12 protein-coding genes and 1 pseudogene are annotated in these 17598 nt (G+C 59.5%); all 13 read left to right on the top strand.

The window, feature by feature from the left end; translation table 11 throughout:
• The first annotated feature begins 130 nt into the window (after positions 1 to 130).
• Positions 131 to 3010, top strand: coding sequence for an excinuclease ABC subunit UvrA (uvrA, locus tag AB5Z54_RS08300; protein WP_368161167.1), 2880 nt, complete (start codon positions 131 to 133; stop codon positions 3008 to 3010).
• A gap of 132 nt (positions 3011 to 3142) precedes the next feature.
• A complete protein-coding gene (ybaK, locus tag AB5Z54_RS08295) occupies positions 3143 to 3643 on the top strand; it encodes a Cys-tRNA(Pro) deacylase (RefSeq protein ID WP_117848725.1) in 501 nt (166 codons plus the stop codon).
• A gap of 105 nt (positions 3644 to 3748) precedes the next feature.
• Positions 3749 to 5329 carry a murein biosynthesis integral membrane protein MurJ gene (murJ, locus tag AB5Z54_RS08290; RefSeq protein WP_368161165.1) on the top strand — a complete coding sequence of 527 codons (1581 nt, stop codon included), beginning with the start codon at positions 3749 to 3751 and terminating at the stop codon, positions 5327 to 5329.
• 6 nt (positions 5330 to 5335) lie between these two features.
• Positions 5336 to 7276, top strand: a complete 1941-nt coding sequence (uvrC, locus tag AB5Z54_RS08285; RefSeq protein WP_368161164.1) for an excinuclease ABC subunit UvrC — start codon at positions 5336 to 5338, stop codon at positions 7274 to 7276.
• 364 nt (positions 7277 to 7640) lie between these two features.
• Positions 7641 to 9254, top strand: a complete 1614-nt coding sequence (locus AB5Z54_RS08280; RefSeq protein ID WP_035138897.1) for an ABC transporter substrate-binding protein — start codon at positions 7641 to 7643, stop codon at positions 9252 to 9254.
• Between the two features lie 157 nt (positions 9255 to 9411).
• On the top strand, positions 9412 to 10368 hold the full coding sequence (locus AB5Z54_RS08275) for an ABC transporter permease (RefSeq protein WP_035138896.1): 957 nt from the start codon (positions 9412 to 9414) through the stop codon (positions 10366 to 10368).
• Between the two features lie 3 nt (positions 10369 to 10371).
• The gene (locus AB5Z54_RS08270) at positions 10372 to 12387 is read left to right on the top strand and encodes a dipeptide/oligopeptide/nickel ABC transporter permease/ATP-binding protein (RefSeq protein WP_035138893.1); all 2016 of its coding nucleotides are present in this window, start codon (positions 10372 to 10374) and stop codon (positions 12385 to 12387) included.
• Positions 12388 to 13215, top strand: coding sequence for an ABC transporter ATP-binding protein (locus AB5Z54_RS08265; RefSeq protein ID WP_006236159.1), 828 nt, complete (start codon positions 12388 to 12390; stop codon positions 13213 to 13215).
• Positions 13216 to 13295: 80 nt separating this feature from the next.
• Complete coding sequence (locus AB5Z54_RS08260) at positions 13296 to 14273, top strand: acetylxylan esterase (protein ID WP_368161162.1); 978 nt, start codon at positions 13296 to 13298, stop codon at positions 14271 to 14273.
• Entirely contained in the window at positions 14266 to 15117 is an 852-nt protein-coding gene (locus tag AB5Z54_RS08255) for an acetylxylan esterase (RefSeq protein WP_368161161.1), read from the top strand. Before AB5Z54_RS08260 ends, AB5Z54_RS08255 begins: the two co-directional genes overlap by 8 nt.
• Before the next feature lie 68 nt (positions 15118 to 15185).
• Complete coding sequence (locus tag AB5Z54_RS08250) at positions 15186 to 16106, top strand: dihydrodipicolinate synthase family protein (RefSeq protein ID WP_138375023.1); 921 nt, start codon at positions 15186 to 15188, stop codon at positions 16104 to 16106.
• Between the two features lie 172 nt (positions 16107 to 16278).
• Positions 16279 to 17244, top strand: coding sequence for an ROK family protein (locus tag AB5Z54_RS08245; protein ID WP_368161159.1), 966 nt, complete (start codon positions 16279 to 16281; stop codon positions 17242 to 17244).
• A gap of 140 nt (positions 17245 to 17384) precedes the next feature.
• Positions 17385 to 17598, top strand: a pseudogene (locus tag AB5Z54_RS08240) (N-acetylmannosamine-6-phosphate 2-epimerase); the annotation flags it as partial.

Below are 17598 nucleotides of genomic sequence, written 5' to 3'. Positions count from 1 at the left end.
TTCGAGAAACAAAGCGCCCGATACGCAAAGCTAAAGGTCTGCGAATCTTGTATTACGAACATCTGTGCGCGTCGAGTGCGCTAAACTCATCGGCAGTATGATTCGATGCAATAGGAGGCAAGGAGCTTCCATGTCTGATTCTTCTATCGTTATTCGCGGCGCTCGTGAGCACAACCTCCGTGATATCGATGTTTCCATTCCGCGTGACCAACTCGTGGTCATTACCGGTCTTTCTGGCTCGGGCAAGAGCTCGCTGGCATTTGACACTATCTATGCCGAGGGCCAGCGTCGATACGTCGAGAGCCTTTCGAGCTATGCGCGCCAGTTCTTGGGTCAGATGGACAAACCCGACCTGGATTCAATCGACGGCCTTTCGCCGGCAGTGTCGATCGACCAAAAGACGACGTCTAAAAACCCTCGCTCGACGGTTGGCACCGTAACCGAGATTTATGACTATCTGCGCCTGCTGTTCGCCCGTGTGGGCACCCCGCACTGTCCCGAATGCGGCCGCGTCATTGAGCGTCAGACGACCGACCAGGTTGCCGACAAGGTCTTGGCGGCGGGGGAGGGCCGCCGCGCGTTTGTGCTGGCACCGGTGGTGCGCGGGCGAAAAGGCGAGTACACCAAACTGTTTGAGGACCTTCGCGCCGAGGGCTTTAGCCGCGTGCGTGTCGACGGTGAAGTGCGCTCGCTCGACGATCCGATCGATCTGGACAAGAAGTTCAAGCACGATATCGAGGTCGTAGTCGATCGCATCGTGATCCGTGAGAACTCTCTGGGCCGTATCGCCGAGTCTGTTGAGCAAGCGACCGCGCTGGCTCACGGCAATGTAAACGTGTACATGCTGCCCGATCGTGATGCTCCCGAGGGGACCGAGGGCGAGCTGCTGGAGTATTCGTTGGCCTTGGCGTGCCCGGAGCATGGTCACTCCATTGACGATCTTCAGCCGCGTGATTTTTCGTTCAACGCTCCCTATGGCGCATGTCCTGAGTGCGACGGCCTGGGCTTTAAGAAAACCGTTGATGCCGAGGCGCTGATTGAGGATCCCTCGAAGTCCATTGCCGATGGAGTCTTTGGTAGCCTGTTTGGCAATTCGAACTACTATCCGCAGATTTTTGCTGCGGTCTGCAAACACTTTAAGGTGAGCGCCGATACGCCGTGGGAGGACTTGCCCCCTCGCGTGCGTCGTGCATTCTTGGATGGCCTGGGCGATACGAAGATCTCGGTCGACTACCAAAAGCTCGACGGACGTCGCAGCCAGTGGGATACCAAGTTTTCGGGCGTTCGCAACATCCTGTACGAACGCTATACCGAGACGACGAACGAGAACACCAAGGCGCGCCTGGAGAAGTACATTCGCGAGGAGCCGTGCTCGAGCTGCCACGGCGCTCGTTTGCGCTCCGAGATGCTCGCCGTCACCGTGGGCGGCAAGTCCATTTACGAGGTTTGTTGCCTGTCGTGCCGTGAATCGCTCGAGTTTTTTGAGGGCCTGGAGCTCACCGAGCGCCAACAGTTTATCGGCGGCCGTATCGTCAAGGAAATCCTGGAGCGCTTGCGTTTTCTGGTCGATGTTGGACTCGACTATCTGACGCTCGATCGTGCCTCGGCGACGCTTTCCGGTGGCGAGGCGCAGCGTATTCGTCTGGCAACGCAGATCGGCGCGGGTCTCATGGGCGTGCTCTATATTCTGGACGAGCCCTCGATCGGTCTTCATCAGCGTGACAACGAGCGCTTGATCAAGACGCTCGAGCGCCTGCGCGATATCGGCAATACCGTTATCGTCGTCGAACACGACGAGGATACAATCCGTGCCGCCGATTACGTGATCGACATGGGGCCCGGCGCCGGCGTCAACGGCGGACACGTAGTCGCGGCGGGAACGCCTGCCGATATCATGGCGTGTCCTGAGTCGATGACGGGCGCTTATCTGACCGGCAAACGAATGATCCGGGTGCCTGATGAACGGCGCAAGCCCGGTCGCGGCTGCCTTAAAATTACGGGCGCTCGAGCCAACAACCTCAAAAACGTTACCGCCAAAATCGAGTTTGGTACGCTTACGGTTGTTACCGGCGTGTCGGGATCGGGCAAGAGCTCCCTGGTTACCGACACCATTGCGCCTGCCCTTACGAATGTCATTCACCGTTCGACGCGCCCTGTGGGTCCGTATAAAAAAATCGAGGGCATCGAGTGTATCGATAAGGTTATCGATATCGACCAGTCGCCGATTGGCCGCACGCCGCGCTCCAACCCTGCTACCTATATCGGCCTGTGGGATGATCTTCGCGCGCTGTTTGCGAGTACGCCGGAGTCGAAGGCGCGCGGCTACTCGCCGGGTCGTTTCTCCTTTAATGTGAGTGGCGGGCGCTGTGAGGCGTGCAAGGGCGATGGGCAGATTAAGATCGAGATGAACTTCCTTCCCGATATCTACGTTCCCTGCGAAGTTTGCGGCGGTAAACGCTACAACCGCGAGACACTCGAGGTCACCTACCGTGGCAAGACCATCTCGGACGTGCTCGACATGAGCGTCACCGAGGCGCTGGCCTTCTTTGGGAATATCCCGCAGATCAAGCGAAAGCTCCAGACGCTGTACGATGTAGGCTTGGGCTACGTGAGCCTGGGCCAGCCCGCCACGACGCTCTCGGGCGGCGAGGCGCAGCGTGTGAAGCTCGCCAAGGAGCTTCATCGACGCCAGACGGGCAAGACGTTCTATATTTTGGACGAGCCGACGACCGGTCTTCATTTTGAGGACGTCCGCCAGCTGCTCGATGTGCTGCAGCGCTTGGTCGATGCGGGCAACACGGTGCTGGTGATTGAGCACAACCTTGATGTCATCAAGGTTGCCGACCGCCTGATCGATATGGGTCCCGAGGGCGGTAACGGCGGCGGAACCGTCGTGGTTTCGGGCACACCGGAGCAGGTTGCGGACTGTCCGCAGAGTTATACGGGCAAGTTTTTGGCGCCGTTGCTCAGGCGTGACCGGGAGCGTCAGGCTCAACTTGATGCTCAATAAATAGGCGATTCAGTTTATGGGCGCCATCGACTCCTTGTGATTCGATGGCGCTTGCTGTGCCGAAGTGACGTATGCAGCCGAATTGGACATATACTTAATCTTTGCGTCCGAATGCGAGGGAAAGGATATGTCATGGCAAAGGCTGTAAAGACGCCAAAAACCAATGCGATGCGCGAGCTGGAAAGCGCCGGCATTTCCTATGTTCTACATACGTACGAAGACGATGGTGATGAGTCGGTGGGCCTGGGGGTCGCGATTTCGGAGCAGCTTGGCGAGGAGCCCGGTCAAGGATTTAAGACCTTGGTCTGCGTGACGCCGTCCAACGACCATGTCGTGTGCTGCATCCCTGTTGCCGATGAGCTCGATCTAAAGTCCGCCGCGCGTGCCGCGGGGGAGAAGTCCTTGGTTATGATGCATGTGAAGGATTTGCTTGCGGCGACTGGCTACGTTCGCGGCGGCTGCAGCCCGGTCGGTATGAAAAAACGCTACCGGACGCTCATTGATGAGACGTGTGTCCTTTGGGATACCATTTTTATTTCGGGAGGCAAGCGTGGTTATCAGCTCGAGCTTGCACCCGATGATTTAATTGCATTTTGCGGGGCGACGGTTGCCGCGATTACGAGAGAGGACTGAGCGATGCCGCAGGAAGAATTGAAGCGCGGAGCTCATTTTGCAAAAGAATCTGCGCCTCAGACGCCCTCATCCGAAGCTTCTTCGTCGCGAGATGACACTGACGACATGGGCTCGTCGGACTACTCCACGGTTGGTCGTTCCGCCGGGCTTATGACCATCCTGACTATCGTGTCTCGCGTCACCGGTTTTATCCGCACGTGGGCAATGGCGGCCGCTATCGGCATGTCGCTACTCTCGTCCTCCTATCAGGTCGCCAACAACCTGCCCAATATGCTCTACGAACTCGTGATGGGTGGCATGCTCGTGACGGCGTTTTTGCCCGTGTACATGGGCGTGAGGCGTGAGCAGGGTCGCGAGGCCTCGAACGAGTACGTGGGCAACCTGCTCGGCATTCTGCTTTTAGTGCTAGGTGGCATTTCGTTGCTGGGGACCGTGTTCGCCCCGGGCTTTATCTGGACGCAATCGTTCCTTTCGGGTGACGGTGGCAGCATGGATACCGCTGCGTTCATGTTCCGTTTCTTTGCCATCCAGATTCTGTTTTATGGTTTGGGCTCGGTGTTCTCGGGCGTTCTCAACGCACACCGCGACTACTTTTGGTCGACGTTTGCCCCGGTCCTCAACAATGTGATCGTCATTGCGAGCTTTATGGGTTTTGCGCCCGTGTCCGCACAGTTTGGCGAACGTGCCGGCATCATCTTGATTGCGGCCGGTACGACCCTCGGTGTCTTTGTTCAGATGGCATGTCAGATTCCCGCGCTTGGCAAGCACGGCGTGCATCCCCATATCCATATCGACTTTAAGGACCCCGCGCTGCGCCAGACGATTGCGCTCGGTATCCCGACGCTGCTCGCCACGGTGTGCATGTTTGTCTCGACTTCTATCACCAACGCTGCCGCGCTGGTGGTCCAGCCCGAGACGGGTCCTTCCGTCATCGCCTATGCGCGCCTGTGGTACACGCTGCCCTACGCGCTGATTGCCGCCTCGCTTTCGACGGCGCTCTATACCGAGCTCTCTCATGACGCACAGGAGAAGGATTACGACAGCGTTCGCACGGGCATTTCGCGTGGCGTCGCCCAGATGCTGTTCTTCCTGATTCCGTTCGCACTGTACCTGATTGTCTTCGCACGTCCGCTCAATATGATCTACTGTGCTGGCAAGTTTGATGAGTCCGGCGTGGCGCTGGTGTCCGAGTTCCTTGTCTACCTGGCGCTCTCGCTGCCGCTCTACGGCGTGGTCGTGTTGATGCAGAAGAGCTTCTCTGCCTTGCTCGACATGAAGCCCTATAGCCGCTATTGCCTGTATTCCGCCATCGGCCAGGCCGGCTCGGTTCTGCTGTTTGGCGTTGTGCTGGGCTTCGGTATGCCGGCAATCGCGCTTTCGTATGTCGTCGACTACGTGATCTTGGTCGGCTGTTCGCTGTGGTGGCTGCGTCGTCGCCTGCGTGGCCTTCAGGTCAAATCTATCCTACATGGCGGTTTCTTTGGCCTTTTGCTCGGTGGCCTAGGTGCTGCCGCAGGCGCCGGCGTCATGTGGGCGCTTGAACACTTTGTCGGGGCACTTGGCGGCTCGATTCTGATTACTCTTGGCTACGTTTGCGTTGCGGGTGTCGCCTCGCTTGTTGTTACCTTTGGCCTTGCCGTCGTCCTTAAGATGCCCGAGGTCTCGGCGCTGCTTCGTCGCAAGTAGGTGCGCGTGGCCGGTCACGACAACATACCAACGCTTGCCGAGCAGGTTTCGCGCGTTCCCACACAGCCCGGATGCTACCTTTGGAAGGATGCCAAGGGCGATGTCATCTACGTGGGCAAGGCGAAAAACCTGCGCGCCCGCATGCGTCAATACGTGACACTGCAGGATGAGCGTCAAAAGATCCCGCTGATGATGCAGCTGGTGGCGAGCTTTGACTACATCGTTGTCGAAACCGAGCATGAGGCGCTTGTACTCGAGCGCAACCTGATCGGCCAGTACCATCCGTACTTTAACGTCGACCTCAAGGATGACAAGAGCTACCCCTTTATCGCCATTACAAAGGGCGACCTGTATCCCGCGATCAAATACACGCGTGAGCGTCATAAGCCGGGAACGCGCTATTTTGGACCCTATACCGATAGCCGTGCGGCACGTGAGACGATAGATACGCTGCGCAAGGTTATCCCCATCTGCTCTGCATCCTGTGCGGAGTGGCGTCGTTGTCGCCGTACCATCGAGTCCCACAAGGGCGAGGAAGACATCGTCAATATGATTTGCGCACAAAACGGGCGTCCCTGCTTTGACTACCATGTCGGGCGCGGCCCGGGTGCGTGTGTCGGCGCGATTTCCCCGGCAGACTATGCCAAGAACGTCAAGCGTGTCGAGCGCTTTTTGTCGGGCCATCGCAAGGATGTCGTCGATGAGCTGACCTCCGAGATGACGGATGCCGCCGAGGCGCTCGACTTTGAGCGCGCGGCACGCGTCAAACGTCGTTTGGAGGTCATCAGGGGTCTGGACGATCGTCAGCAAGTCGTTTTTCCCTCCAGTGTCGATATCGATGTCATCGGGTTCTATCGCGAGGAGACCATCTCCGCCGCTTGCGTCTTCGTCGTTCGCGAGGGCCGAACAGTTCGCACCTGCGAGTTCATTCTCGACAAGGGTCTTGATGTTGACGAGGAAGAGCTCCAGTCGGGCTTTCTTAAGCGCTATTACGACGAGACGGCTGATATTCCAGCTGAGGTCAACCTTTCCGTCGAGCTTGAGGATGCGGAGGCGCTGGGGGAGTGGCTTGCGGGCAAGCGTGAGCGTTCCTGCCATCTCCATAGGCCGCAGCGTGGCGAAAAGCACCGTCTGCTCGATATGGCATCCAAAAATGCGCGCCATGCCCTCATGCGCTACATGATGCGAACGGGGTACGCTGACGACCGCACCAATCAAGCGCTCCTGGAGCTCGAAAGTGCGTTGGCGCTGCCATCGCCGCCGTTGCGTATCGAGTGCTTCGATATCTCTACACTGCATGGCACCTTTACGGTCGCCTCGATGGTGGTGTTTACCAACGGGCGCGCCGACAAGAGCCAGTACCGTCGTTTTAAAATTCAGGCCGAATTGGACGAGGCAAACGACTTCGTGTCGATGTCCGAGGTTTTGGGACGACGCTATGCTCCCGAGCGCATGGCCGACGAGCGCTTTGGCTCGCGCCCCGATTTGCTCGTTGTCGATGGCGGTAAGCCGCAATTGACCGCTGCGATCAAGCAACTTGAGGCTCTTGGGCTCGATATACCAGTTTGTGGCTTGGCGAAGGCCGACGAGGAAGTTTTTGTGCCTTGGGACGAGACTCCTGTCGTGCTGCCGACCGGGTCTGCTTCGCTCTATCTAATTAAACAGGTACGCGATGAGTCCCACCGATTTGCCATCACGTTCCACCGTGAGTTGCGCGATAAAGCCATGACGGTTTCGGTACTCGATGACGTTCCGGGCGTGGGACCCACCAGAAAACGTGCCCTTATGCGCCATTTTGGCTCGATGAAGCGTTTGCGCGCGGCGAGCGAGCAAGAGATCGCGGAAGTTCGCGGCATACCTGCCGATGTTGCCAAGGCGGTCCACGAGGCGCTCGTTGCATGGAATGCCGAGCGCACCGAGGCGGCGGCTGGCCATTCCGATAGCTAAACACGAGCCTAAACAACTGATATACATGATTGCGCGATTTTCAACCATTTATTTCGCCATGATTGCCTGCTGGTTTCGGGTTTTATTAACGCTAAAACGTTTGACTAACCCAAGCGAAAACCCTGCTATCCTGCGGGTTGACGAAGACTGATATCTCACCTCGCCGATACATACTGTCTGGCGAATCATTTGTCAATGAATTCGGTGAACGGTAGTAAATACCGTTCAAGCGTATGTATGTATCGGTCGCCGAGCGCGGCACCTCAGTTGGGTTCGTCGGTAGGTAAGGTATATATCGTCCGCAAGTTGCGCGGGGGCACGTCTAGGTGCTCCCGAGTAAGATTCTCTATTGATAGGAGAAGACATGGCCATCATCAACAAGGGTATGTCCAGGCGTTCGTTCCTCGGCCTCACCGGCAGCGTCGCTGCTGTCGCCGGCCTTGGTCTCACTGGCTGCGGTGGCAGCTCTAGCGACGAGGGTTCCGCTTCCGGCTCCACCGATTCCGCCAACCGTGGCGGCGGCGTGATCACCGCTGGTTCCGCTTACGCTCCGTCCAGCTTCGATCCCGCCAGCACCGGCTCCGCTGTGGGCCTGGGTGCTAACTGGCACGTCGTCGAGGGCCTCTACGGCATCGATTACCACGACTACAGCACCTTCAACGAGCTCGCCACCGACGATCCCAAGTCTGTGGACGACACCACTTTCGAGGTCACCATCCGCAAGGGCGCCAAGTTCTCCGATGGCACCGAGGTCACCGCTGACGATGTCGTTGCCTCCTACACCGCTTGCGCCGCTTCCGCTACCTATGCTCCGTTCTTCCAGCCCTTCGAGTCCATCGAGGCCAAGGACGCCAGCACCGTGACGGTCAAGACTAAGGTCCCCAACTTCTCCCTGCTCAAGGATCGTCTGGCCATCGTCCGCGTTACCCCGGCCACCCAGACCGAGGAGGATCGCGCCAAGCAGCCGATCGGTTCCGGCCCCTGGATGTACGACTCTATCTCCGATACCGAGATCACCTTGGTTCCCAACCCCGAGTACAACGGTGAGTATGCTGCCGAGGATAAGAAGATCCAGTACAGCATCCTGACCGACCCCACCGCTCGCGTTACCGCTCAGCAGGAGGGCTCCACGCTCGTTATGGAGCTCGTTACCGCTGACGCCGTCGACCAGCTCGAGAGCGCCGGCTGCAAGATCGATAACGTTCAGGGTTTCGGCACCCGCTTCATCATGTTCAACGTCGCCAAGGAGCCTTGGAACAACGTCAAGGTCCGTCAGGCTGTCATGTATGCGCTCGACACCGAGAAGATGGTCAGCAACACCTTCGCCGGCCTTGCCACCGCTGCCAGCTGCTACCTGCCCAAGAGCTTCACCAACTATCATGAGGCTTCCACGGTGTACAAGACCGACGCCAAGAAGGCTAAGAAGCTCATCGAGGAGTCTGGCATCACCCCGGGTGCCATCACCCTGCGCACCACCGACAACGAGCAGATTAAGGGCATGGCCGCCCAGGTCAAGAACGACCTCGACGCTCTCGGCTTCGATGTGACCATCCAGACCGATACCTCGCCGGCCACTTACGCTGCCATCGACGGCGGCGAGGCCTACGATATCCTCCTTGCCCCTGGCGATCCTTCCTGCTTCGGCGCCGACCCCGACCTGCTGCTCAACTGGTGGTACGGCGACAACGTCTGGATGCAGACCCGTTGCCCGTGGAAGGAGTCCGCTGAGTGGCAGAAGCTCCACGGCCTCATGGACGAGGCTCTTGCCGCCGAGGGCGACGAGCAGCAGAAGAAGTGGAACGAGTGCTTCGACATCATTGCCGACAACGCCGTTCTGTACCCCGTTGTCCACGTCAAGACCGTCTCCGCTTCCTGGGACGATCCGTCCACTGCACCCAACGGCGAGGCCCTCGATGGCTTCAAGGGCATCGGCACGACGAGCATGTCCTTCAGGGGCGTTGCGACCGTCAAGGCGTAAGACTCGCTTGAGTCTGTATGCAGGATGTCGGTCGTTGGGACCGTATCCTCATAGTTGAAACAAAGACCCGGGCGGCAACGATGTCGCTCGGGTCTTGTAATGAGTATCCGTACTCATATACCAGTTGGTCCTACCGACAAAAGAAAGGGGAGAGAACGTGAACAACTTGCTACGTTTGATTGGAAGGCGTCTTGTGGCGCTGCCGATCATGGCATTGGGCGTCACCGTCCTGGTGTTCTTCCTTATGTCGTTCTCCAAGACCGACCCCGCCTACACGGCGTTGGGTGACGGTGCCTCGCCCGAGGCGGTTGCCGAGTACCATGAGAAGTATGGTCTGGACGACCCCTGGCCCGTGCGCTACGTGCGCTATATGGGCGATCTGATCCATGGCGACATGGGCACCTATGGTGCTGCTCGCAACTCCGTTGCCAAGCGCATCTCCACGGCCCTGCCCGTCACGATGCAGCTGACCTTCATCGGTCTTGCCATCGGTGCGGTCGTTTCGTTTTTGCTCGGCGTCATCGCAGCACTGTATCGCGACAAATGGCCGGACCAAGTGATCCGCGTCTTTTCCATCGCCGGCTTGGCAACCCCGTCGTTCTGGCTTGCCGTTCTGTTGATCCTGCTGTTCTCTTCCTACCTTAAGGTGCTCCCGGCATCGGGTGCTCTGCCTCACTTCACCACGAATCCGGTTGGCTATCTGGGACGTATGATCATGCCCGCTATCGCCTTGGCATTTCCGCTGACGGGCCAGATGACTCGTATCGTGCGTACCGCCATGGTCGAGGAGCTCGATAAGGATTATGTCCGTATGGCTCGCGGCGCCGGCGTTCCCGAGAAGGTCGTCGTCGGCATCAACGTTCTTCGCAATGCGCTGATCACCCCGGTCACCACCCTCGGTCTTAAGATCGGTTACCTCATGGGCGGCGCCGTCGTCATCGAGGTTATCTTCAACCTCCCCGGCATGGGCACCGCGATTCTGCAGGGCGTTCAGGGCAACGAGGCGAACCTGGTTCAGGGCGTCGTTATCGTCGTTGCTCTTGCCTTCATCATCATCAACATCGTGGTTGACATGCTCTACCTGCTCATCAACCCGCGCATCAGGACGGTGTAGATTATGGTAAAGATTCGAGAGAAGCAAACCGAGCAGCTCGAGAAGGCTGCCTCCAAGGGGCTCAAGCTCGGTGGCTGGAAGAAGATGACGCTGTCTTCTAAGATTGCAGCCGTCGTGCTGGTGCTGGTCGCCCTGACTGCGATTCTGGCGCCCCTTCTTGCCCCCTATAGCCCGGTCGAGATTTTTACGGCTCGCCAGGCTCCCGGCAACGGATTTATTTTCGGTACCGACGATAAGGGTCGCGACATTCTGTCGCGTATGCTCTACGGTGGTCGTTACTCGCTGATTATCGGCTTTGGCGCCACTGCCATGGCTCTGGTCTGCGGCTCGGTCGTTGGCGCCCTTGCAGCGGTTTCGCGCAAGGCCGTCTCCGAGACGATCATGCGTATCTTGGACATCATCATGTCCATCCCAGGCATCGCCCTCGCGGCCGTCTTCGTCTCCATCCTGGGCAACTCCGTGCCGTCGATCATCTTCGCCATCGGCTTTATGTACACTCCGCAGATTGCCCGTATCGTGCGCGCCAACATCGTGTCCGAGTACGGCGAGGACTATGTCCGCGCGGTCATCGTTTCCGGCGCCAAGGCTCCGTGGATTTTGATCAAGCATGTTCTGCGTAACTGCATCGCCCCGATCATGGTCTTCACCGTTACCCTGGTCGCCGACGCTATCATCTTCGAGGCCTCGCTGACCTTCATCGGCGCTGGTATCCAGGAGCCCACCGCTACCTGGGGCAACATCCTCGCCGACGCCCGCGGCGGCGTGCTCGCCGGCCGTTGGTGGCAGGCGCTGTTCCCGGGCCTGGCCATCATGATCACCTGCCTGGCGCTCAACATCCTCTCCGAGGGCATTACCGACGCCATGGCCGCTGCTCCCTCTGCCGCCCTGGATCCGACCGATTCCTCCAAGCGTCGCGAGGCCGACCTGCTGGTCTCCGACCCCGTTCGCGCCTACAAGGAGCAGGCCCAGTCCCTCTCCGCTCGCCTTGGCGCCCTGCGCGATGTCGAGCTCAAGCGTGACGATCGCCATGTGCCCGATGAGTCCGTTGAGCCGATCCTTTCGGTCCGCGATTTCTGCATCCAGTTTGAGCACCACGGTGACATCAACGTCGTCGACCACGTCAACTTTGACGTCCGTCCCGGCCAGACCATGGGCCTGGTAGGCGAGTCCGGCTGCGGTAAGTCCATCACCACGCTGGCCATCATGGGCCTGACCGACGATGACGAGCACCTTTCCGGCGAGGTCCTCTGGGAGGGCCGTGACCTGCTCAAGATGAGCAAGAAGGAGTGGTTCGGCCTGCGCGGTACCGATATCGCTATGGTCTATCAGGACGCCCTGTCCTCGCTCAACCCCTCCATGCTCATCTCTGCCCAGATGAAGCAGCTCACCAAGCGCGGCGGAACCCGTAGCGCCGAGGAGCTCCTGGAGCTCGTCGGCCTCGATCCCAAACGCACGCTCGAGAGCTATCCGCACGAGCTTTCCGGCGGCCAGCGTCAGCGTGTCCTGATCGCTATGGCCCTTACCCGCGACCCCAAGCTGGTCATCTGCGACGAGCCCACGACCGCTCTGGACGTTACCGTCCAGAAGCAGGTCATCAAGCTGCTTAACGACCTTCAGGCCAAGCTCGGCTTTGCCATGATCTTCGTTTCGCACGACCTGGCACTGGTCGCCGAGGTCGCTCATAACATCACGGTTATGTACGCCGGTCAGGTTATCGAGCAGGCGCCCACCAAGGAGCTGCTCACCAACCCTATTCACGAGTACACCCGCGGCCTTCTGGGCTCCGTCCTGTCCATCGAGAGCGGTTCGGGCCGCCTGCACCAGGTGCCCGGCGCCGTTCCGAGCCCGCGCGATTTCCCCAAGGGCGATCGCTTCGCGCCCCGCTCGAGCCATCCGCGCATTGGCCTGGACACCCGTCCGGTCTTCAAGCGCGTGCCCGGCACCGAGCACTTCTATTCCGAGCTCCCCGACGAGGTGCTCAAGGCAAATGGTTTGACCCCTCACGCGGAGGTGATGTAGATGAGCGAGACCGCAGTCAACGGCGTCGAGCCGATCATCTTCCTTGATGACGTCCACGTCACCTTTAGGACCCGTACCGGCTCGATTCTGCACCCCAACCTGGTTCACGCCGTCCAGGGTGTAACGATTAAGCTCATGCCCGGACAGACCATCGGCATCGTCGGCGAGTCCGGTTGCGGAAAGTCCACCACCGCTAACGTCATGTGCGGCCTGCAGGCCCCCACGAGCGGCAAGGTCTACTTTAAGGGCAAGGACGTTACCAAGCGTACCGCCGAGGACCGTCGCCACATGGGCCGCGTCATCTCGGTCGTGTTCCAGAACCCGGCCACGGCGCTCAACCCCCGCATGGTCGTTCGTGAGCAACTGCTCGACCCCATGCGCGTCCACAACTTGGGTACCGAGGCCGAGCAGGAGAAGCGCGTCAAGGAGCTCTTGGAGCTCACCGGTCTGCCCAGCTCCGCCGCCGAGGTTCTTCCCGGCCAGCTTTCGGGCGGCCAGCGACAGCGCGTCGCAATTGCCCGTGCCCTGTCGCTGAACCCCGATGCCATCATCGCCGACGAGCCCACCTCGGCTCTGGACGTTTCGGTCCGCGCGCAGATTCTGAACCTGCTGACCGACCTTAAGAAGGAGCTCGGCCTGGCCATGGTGTTCATCAGCCATGACATCCAGACGGTCCGCTATATCTCTGACGACATCATCGTTATGAATGGTGGCAAGATTGTCGAGCAGGGCGAGGCCAAGCAGGTCTTCCAGCACCCTCAGGACCCCTACACCAAGATGCTGCTCGGCGCTGCGCCGTCGCTGCTGCATCCCAAGCTCGGCGAGTAGCCTCGCTTTCCCTCCCGTGCGCCCGGTTCCCTTGCCGGGCGCACCTCCGTTGCGATTTCGAAAGGCTGGGTTCACGAGCCATGCCAAGTGCTCAGGAGCTACAACAGCAATTTGGTGAATATCGAGGCGCTATGCCCCGTCCATCGGATTTCGATCTCTTTTGGAAGGACCGCATGGCCGAGGCCGACGCTGTCGAGCTCGACTACGAGATTGAGGCGGCTTCGGTTGCGGATTCCGCGACCTGTCGGTTTTTCGACCTCTGGTATACCGGCATGTGTGGTGCACGCCTGCATGCCAAGTACCTTAAACCCGTCTCGGACGAGCCTGTGCCATTGGTACTTCAGTTCCATGGGTATCCGGGTGCAAGCCGCAGCTGGTTTGAGCAGGCGTCGTTTGCGGGCATGGGCATGGCGCTCATTGCTCTCGATTGTCCTGGCCAAGGAGGCCCCTCCGAGGACATTGGTGGATTTGAGGGCACGACGGTTGCGGGCCATATCGTCGCCGGTATCGACGGCGACCCGGCCAACCTCTACTATGTCCGTCTACATCAGGATATCCGCATTCTGTGCCGTATCGTTCGCGAGCTCGAGGGCATCGATCTTACCCGCGTGTATGTGAACGGCGCATCGCAGGGCGGCGGTTTGGGTATTGCGACCTGCGCGCTTAACAGCGAGCTTATCAATCGCGCCGCCATCCTCTACCCCTTCCTGTCGGACTTCCGCCTGGTTTGGGATCTGGACGCCGACGATATTGCCTACGAGGGTCTACGCTATTGGTCGCGTTGGTTTGACGAGGACTCGACTCGTATCGAGGAAGCCTATGCCAAGCTGGCGTACTTCGATTCCAAGAATTTTGCCCCCATGGTCAAGTGCCCCGTGCTGTTTGGCACGGGCACGGCCGATATCGTCTGTCCGCCGGCAACGCAGTTTGCGGTGTACAACAACCTGTCCTGCGACAAGCGTCATGAGTTCTTTGAGGGCTTTGGCCACGAGGAGATTCAGGACTTTGATGATTTGATCATTCCGTTTTTCTGCAAGGGAGGGGAGGCTCATGTCTAAGTGCGAGAGCAATGTTGACGAGCTGATAGTCCCCGGGCTCGTGGGAATTCCTGGAACGGTTTCGTCAAGGCTCGCAGAATATCAGGACTGGCACGGTGATGTCCAAGCAGATGTTTCTGATTTAGAGACATGCGCTTCGAACCTTGAGATTCAAGGCCTGGCCATTACGGCAATTGACTTTGTTAACCCTTGCGCCCGTTACTCGGAGGTTTCCTTTAAGCTCGGTGACGATGCGGTCCACGCTCGTTTGATTGAGCCTGTTGGTCGTGCCCGAGTATCTGAGCGCGTGCCGCTGTGCCTGATGTTCCACGACATCGATCGGCCTGTGCGCGGCTGGCATCACATGACGAGATTTGCCGCCATGGGATATGCCGTGCTTGCACTGGATGACGATGTTGCTGGTGCGGACGACCTGCAGCGGGGAATTGCTTCGCCCGCTTTTGTCGAGCGCGTCCGTTGGGGCTGCGCGTTGGCGAAGGTCGCGCGCAATCTTGACGGCGTGGACTCCGATCGCATTTTTGCGTGGGGCGAGGGCCTTGGCGGCGGAGTCGCGCTGGCGGTTTCTGCTCTGGACGAGCAGGGTCTTGCCTGCACGGCGGTTGCCAATCCAATTCCCGGTGGCCTCGAGGCGCTGTCGTCTCGGGTGCGCGGATCGGTGCTCATGGGCACATCGCTTATGGACGCCGTGAGCGATCCCAAGGGTCAGTTTGCCGTATTCAACGGTCTTGAGTGTGACCGAAGGCATATCATTTATGCCAAATACGCTCACGAGCGCATCAATGCGTTCGAAAACGAAGTCGTCGACTTCTTTAACCAAACGTTCTACCCGTGTTCTTTGGCCTAGACGGCCTGGACACTGCCAACAAGAGTGGGTGGCATAGGGCCGCCCGCCAGACAACTAAGGAGATTCTTGTGGCAACTCAGAAATTCACCGGCGTTATCCCTCCCGTCGTTGTTCCCGATACCGAAGACCACCAGCTCGACGTTGCCTCCTTTGAGCGCAGCATCAACCGCATGATCGATGCCGGCGTCGATGGCCTGTTCTTCCTGGGCTCCTCGGGCGAGGTCGTCTTCTCCACCGACGAGCGCCGTCGCCAGATTGTCGCCGAGGCCGTGCGCATCGTCGACCACCGCGTTCCCGTTCTGGTCGGCATCATCGATACCGAGACCGAGCGCATGATCGAGCATGGTAAGGTCGCTCAGGAGCTGGGCGCCGATGCGCTTGTCGCCACCTGCCCGTTCTATGCCCTGCAGGGCATGACCGAGGTCGAGGAGCACTTCCGCATCCTGCACGAGGAGCTCGACCTGCCCATCTTCGCCTACGACATCCCCGTGTGCGTCCACACCAAGCTCCCCTGGAAGCTCCTTGCCAAGCTCGGCGCCGAGGGCGTCCTGGCCGGCGTCAAGGATTCCTCGGGCGATGACATCTCGTTCCGCTACCTCGTTCAGGAGAACGAGAAGAACGGCCACCCGATGAGCATCCTCACCGGTCACGAGGTTGTTGTCGACGGTGCCTACCTCGGTGGCGCCGACGGTTCCGTCCCGGGTCTCGCCAACGTTGAGCCCGAGGGCTACGTGCGTCAGTGGAAGGCCGCTCAGGCCGGCGACTGGGCTACCGTCAAGGCCGAGCAGGATCGCCTCAACGAGATCTCCCACATCTGGGATGTCACCTCGGGCGTCCAGGGCTATGCCGGTGGCGTCGGCGCCTTCAAGACCGCTATGAACCTCATGGGTATCTTCGACAGCCCGACCATGCCGCGCCCGGTGAAGGCCATGACCGGCGAGAACGTCGAGGCGATTAAGAAGGTCCTCCAGGACAACGGTCTCCTGTAAAGCTTCCCCAGGCACCCGACCTCGCCGTTCAACCGTGTGGCCATGACCCATTAGGTCAATGGCCACACGGTTTCTCGGCGATCTCGGGCACCTGGAAAACCTTTACCGCGCTGTGACGGCTAGCCTGACGGCGCATTTCCTGTAGTTGTTTTTATCTCCTAAGGAGAACGACATGGAGAACAAGTACGTCTGCTCTGTCGATATCGGCGGAACTAAGATCGCGACCGCCATTATGGAGTACCCGGCTGACGGCAGCGTGCCCCATCCCGTATTTGAGGCCGAGGTTCCTACCGAGGCCCAGGAGGGCGGCGAGGCCGTCTTCCAGCGGATCGAGGCGTCCATCAAGGCCGCTCTTGAGGCGAATCCCGATGTCGAGGTCCTCGGTGTCGGTATCGGTGCCGCAGGCGTCGTCGATCCCAAGACGGGCGCCATCGCGTATGCCAACGAGATTATGCCCGGCTGGTCCGGCGTTCAGTTGGGGCCGCGTCTGCGCGAGGACCTTGGTCTTCCCGTTGCCGTTGTGGGCGACGTGCAGGCTCATGCTCTGGGCGAGGCCCACTGGGGCGTCGGCAAGGGCAAGTTCTCCGTCTTGTGCCTGGGCATCGGCACGGGCATCGGCGGCGCATATGTCGAGAACGGCCGCGTGATGCAGGGCTTCCATGGTGCTGCCGGTCATATGGGCCACATCGAGTGCTCGGCTGCCGCCGGCATTCCCTGCGCCTGCGGACGTTCCGGTCATCTTGAGTCGGTTGCTTCGGGCACTTCCATTGGTCGTATGTACGATGAGCGCTTTGGTCGCGTCGACCCCAGCCGTCCTTCGGTCGGTCGCGATGTGAACGACCTGTGCCGTGCGGGCGACGCAAAGGCGACCGAGGTCATCCATGACGCCGGCTTTGCGCTGGGTGCCAGCTTGGGCTCGCTCGCTAACATCTTGGATCCCGAGGTCATCGTGCTTTCGGGAGGTGTGATTCACCAAGGTCCCGATTGGCGCTCGCAGACGTGGAAGGACTCGGTGCACGAGGGCTATGCCAGCCAGGCGCTCGATCCTCTTCAGGACACGCCGATCCTCATCGGTTCTCTGGAGGGCGATGCTCCGCTCATCGGTGCCGCCGATCACCTTCTTGCTTCGTTGAAGTAAACATAACTACCAAGTGCGCCTTCTGAGGTGCCGCAGATTGACGTGAAAGAGGGGCGAAGCGTGCTTCGGTACGCGAGCGACGGTTTGAACGTCAAGGTGCGGTGTCTCAGAAGGCTGTTTTGAGAAAGGTTGAGTCGAACATGACCGTTGATCCTTTGATTCAATCCCTGAAGGGCAAGCTCGTCGTGAGCGTTCAGGCGTATATGGGCGAGCCGCTTCGTACGCCCGAGACCATGGCTCAAATGTCTCGCGCTTGCGAGCTCGGCGGCGCCGCCGCCATTCGCTGCCAGGGCCTTGCCGACATCGCCGCCATTAAGGGTCGCTGTGAGGTTCCTGTTATCGGCCTGTGGAAGG

The sequence above is a fragment of the Collinsella aerofaciens genome (genome assembly GCF_040910185.1).
Classification (GTDB): Bacteria; Actinomycetota; Coriobacteriia; order Coriobacteriales; family Coriobacteriaceae; genus Collinsella; species Collinsella aerofaciens_BF.
This window is presented reverse-complemented; position numbering and strand designations above follow the sequence as displayed.

What these genes read in the sequence shown, in the direction of transcription:
- uvrA (WP_368161167.1), top strand. Translation starts at nt 131, where the DNA reads ATGTCTGATTCTTCTATCGTTATTCGCGGCGCTCGTGAGCACAACCTC.
- ybaK (WP_117848725.1), top strand. Translation starts at nt 3,143, where the DNA reads ATGGCAAAGGCTGTAAAGACGCCAAAAACCAATGCGATGCGCGAGCTG.
- murJ (WP_368161165.1), top strand. Translation starts at nt 3,749, where the DNA reads ATGGGCTCGTCGGACTACTCCACGGTTGGTCGTTCCGCCGGGCTTATG.
- AB5Z54_RS08280 (WP_035138897.1), top strand. Translation starts at nt 7,641, where the DNA reads ATGGCCATCATCAACAAGGGTATGTCCAGGCGTTCGTTCCTCGGCCTC.
- AB5Z54_RS08270 (WP_035138893.1), top strand. Translation starts at nt 10,372, where the DNA reads ATGGTAAAGATTCGAGAGAAGCAAACCGAGCAGCTCGAGAAGGCTGCC.
- AB5Z54_RS08265 (WP_006236159.1), top strand. Translation starts at nt 12,388, where the DNA reads ATGAGCGAGACCGCAGTCAACGGCGTCGAGCCGATCATCTTCCTTGAT.
- AB5Z54_RS08260 (WP_368161162.1), top strand. Translation starts at nt 13,296, where the DNA reads ATGCCAAGTGCTCAGGAGCTACAACAGCAATTTGGTGAATATCGAGGC.
- AB5Z54_RS08255 (WP_368161161.1), top strand. Translation starts at nt 14,266, where the DNA reads ATGTCTAAGTGCGAGAGCAATGTTGACGAGCTGATAGTCCCCGGGCTC.
- AB5Z54_RS08245 (WP_368161159.1), top strand. Translation starts at nt 16,279, where the DNA reads ATGGAGAACAAGTACGTCTGCTCTGTCGATATCGGCGGAACTAAGATC.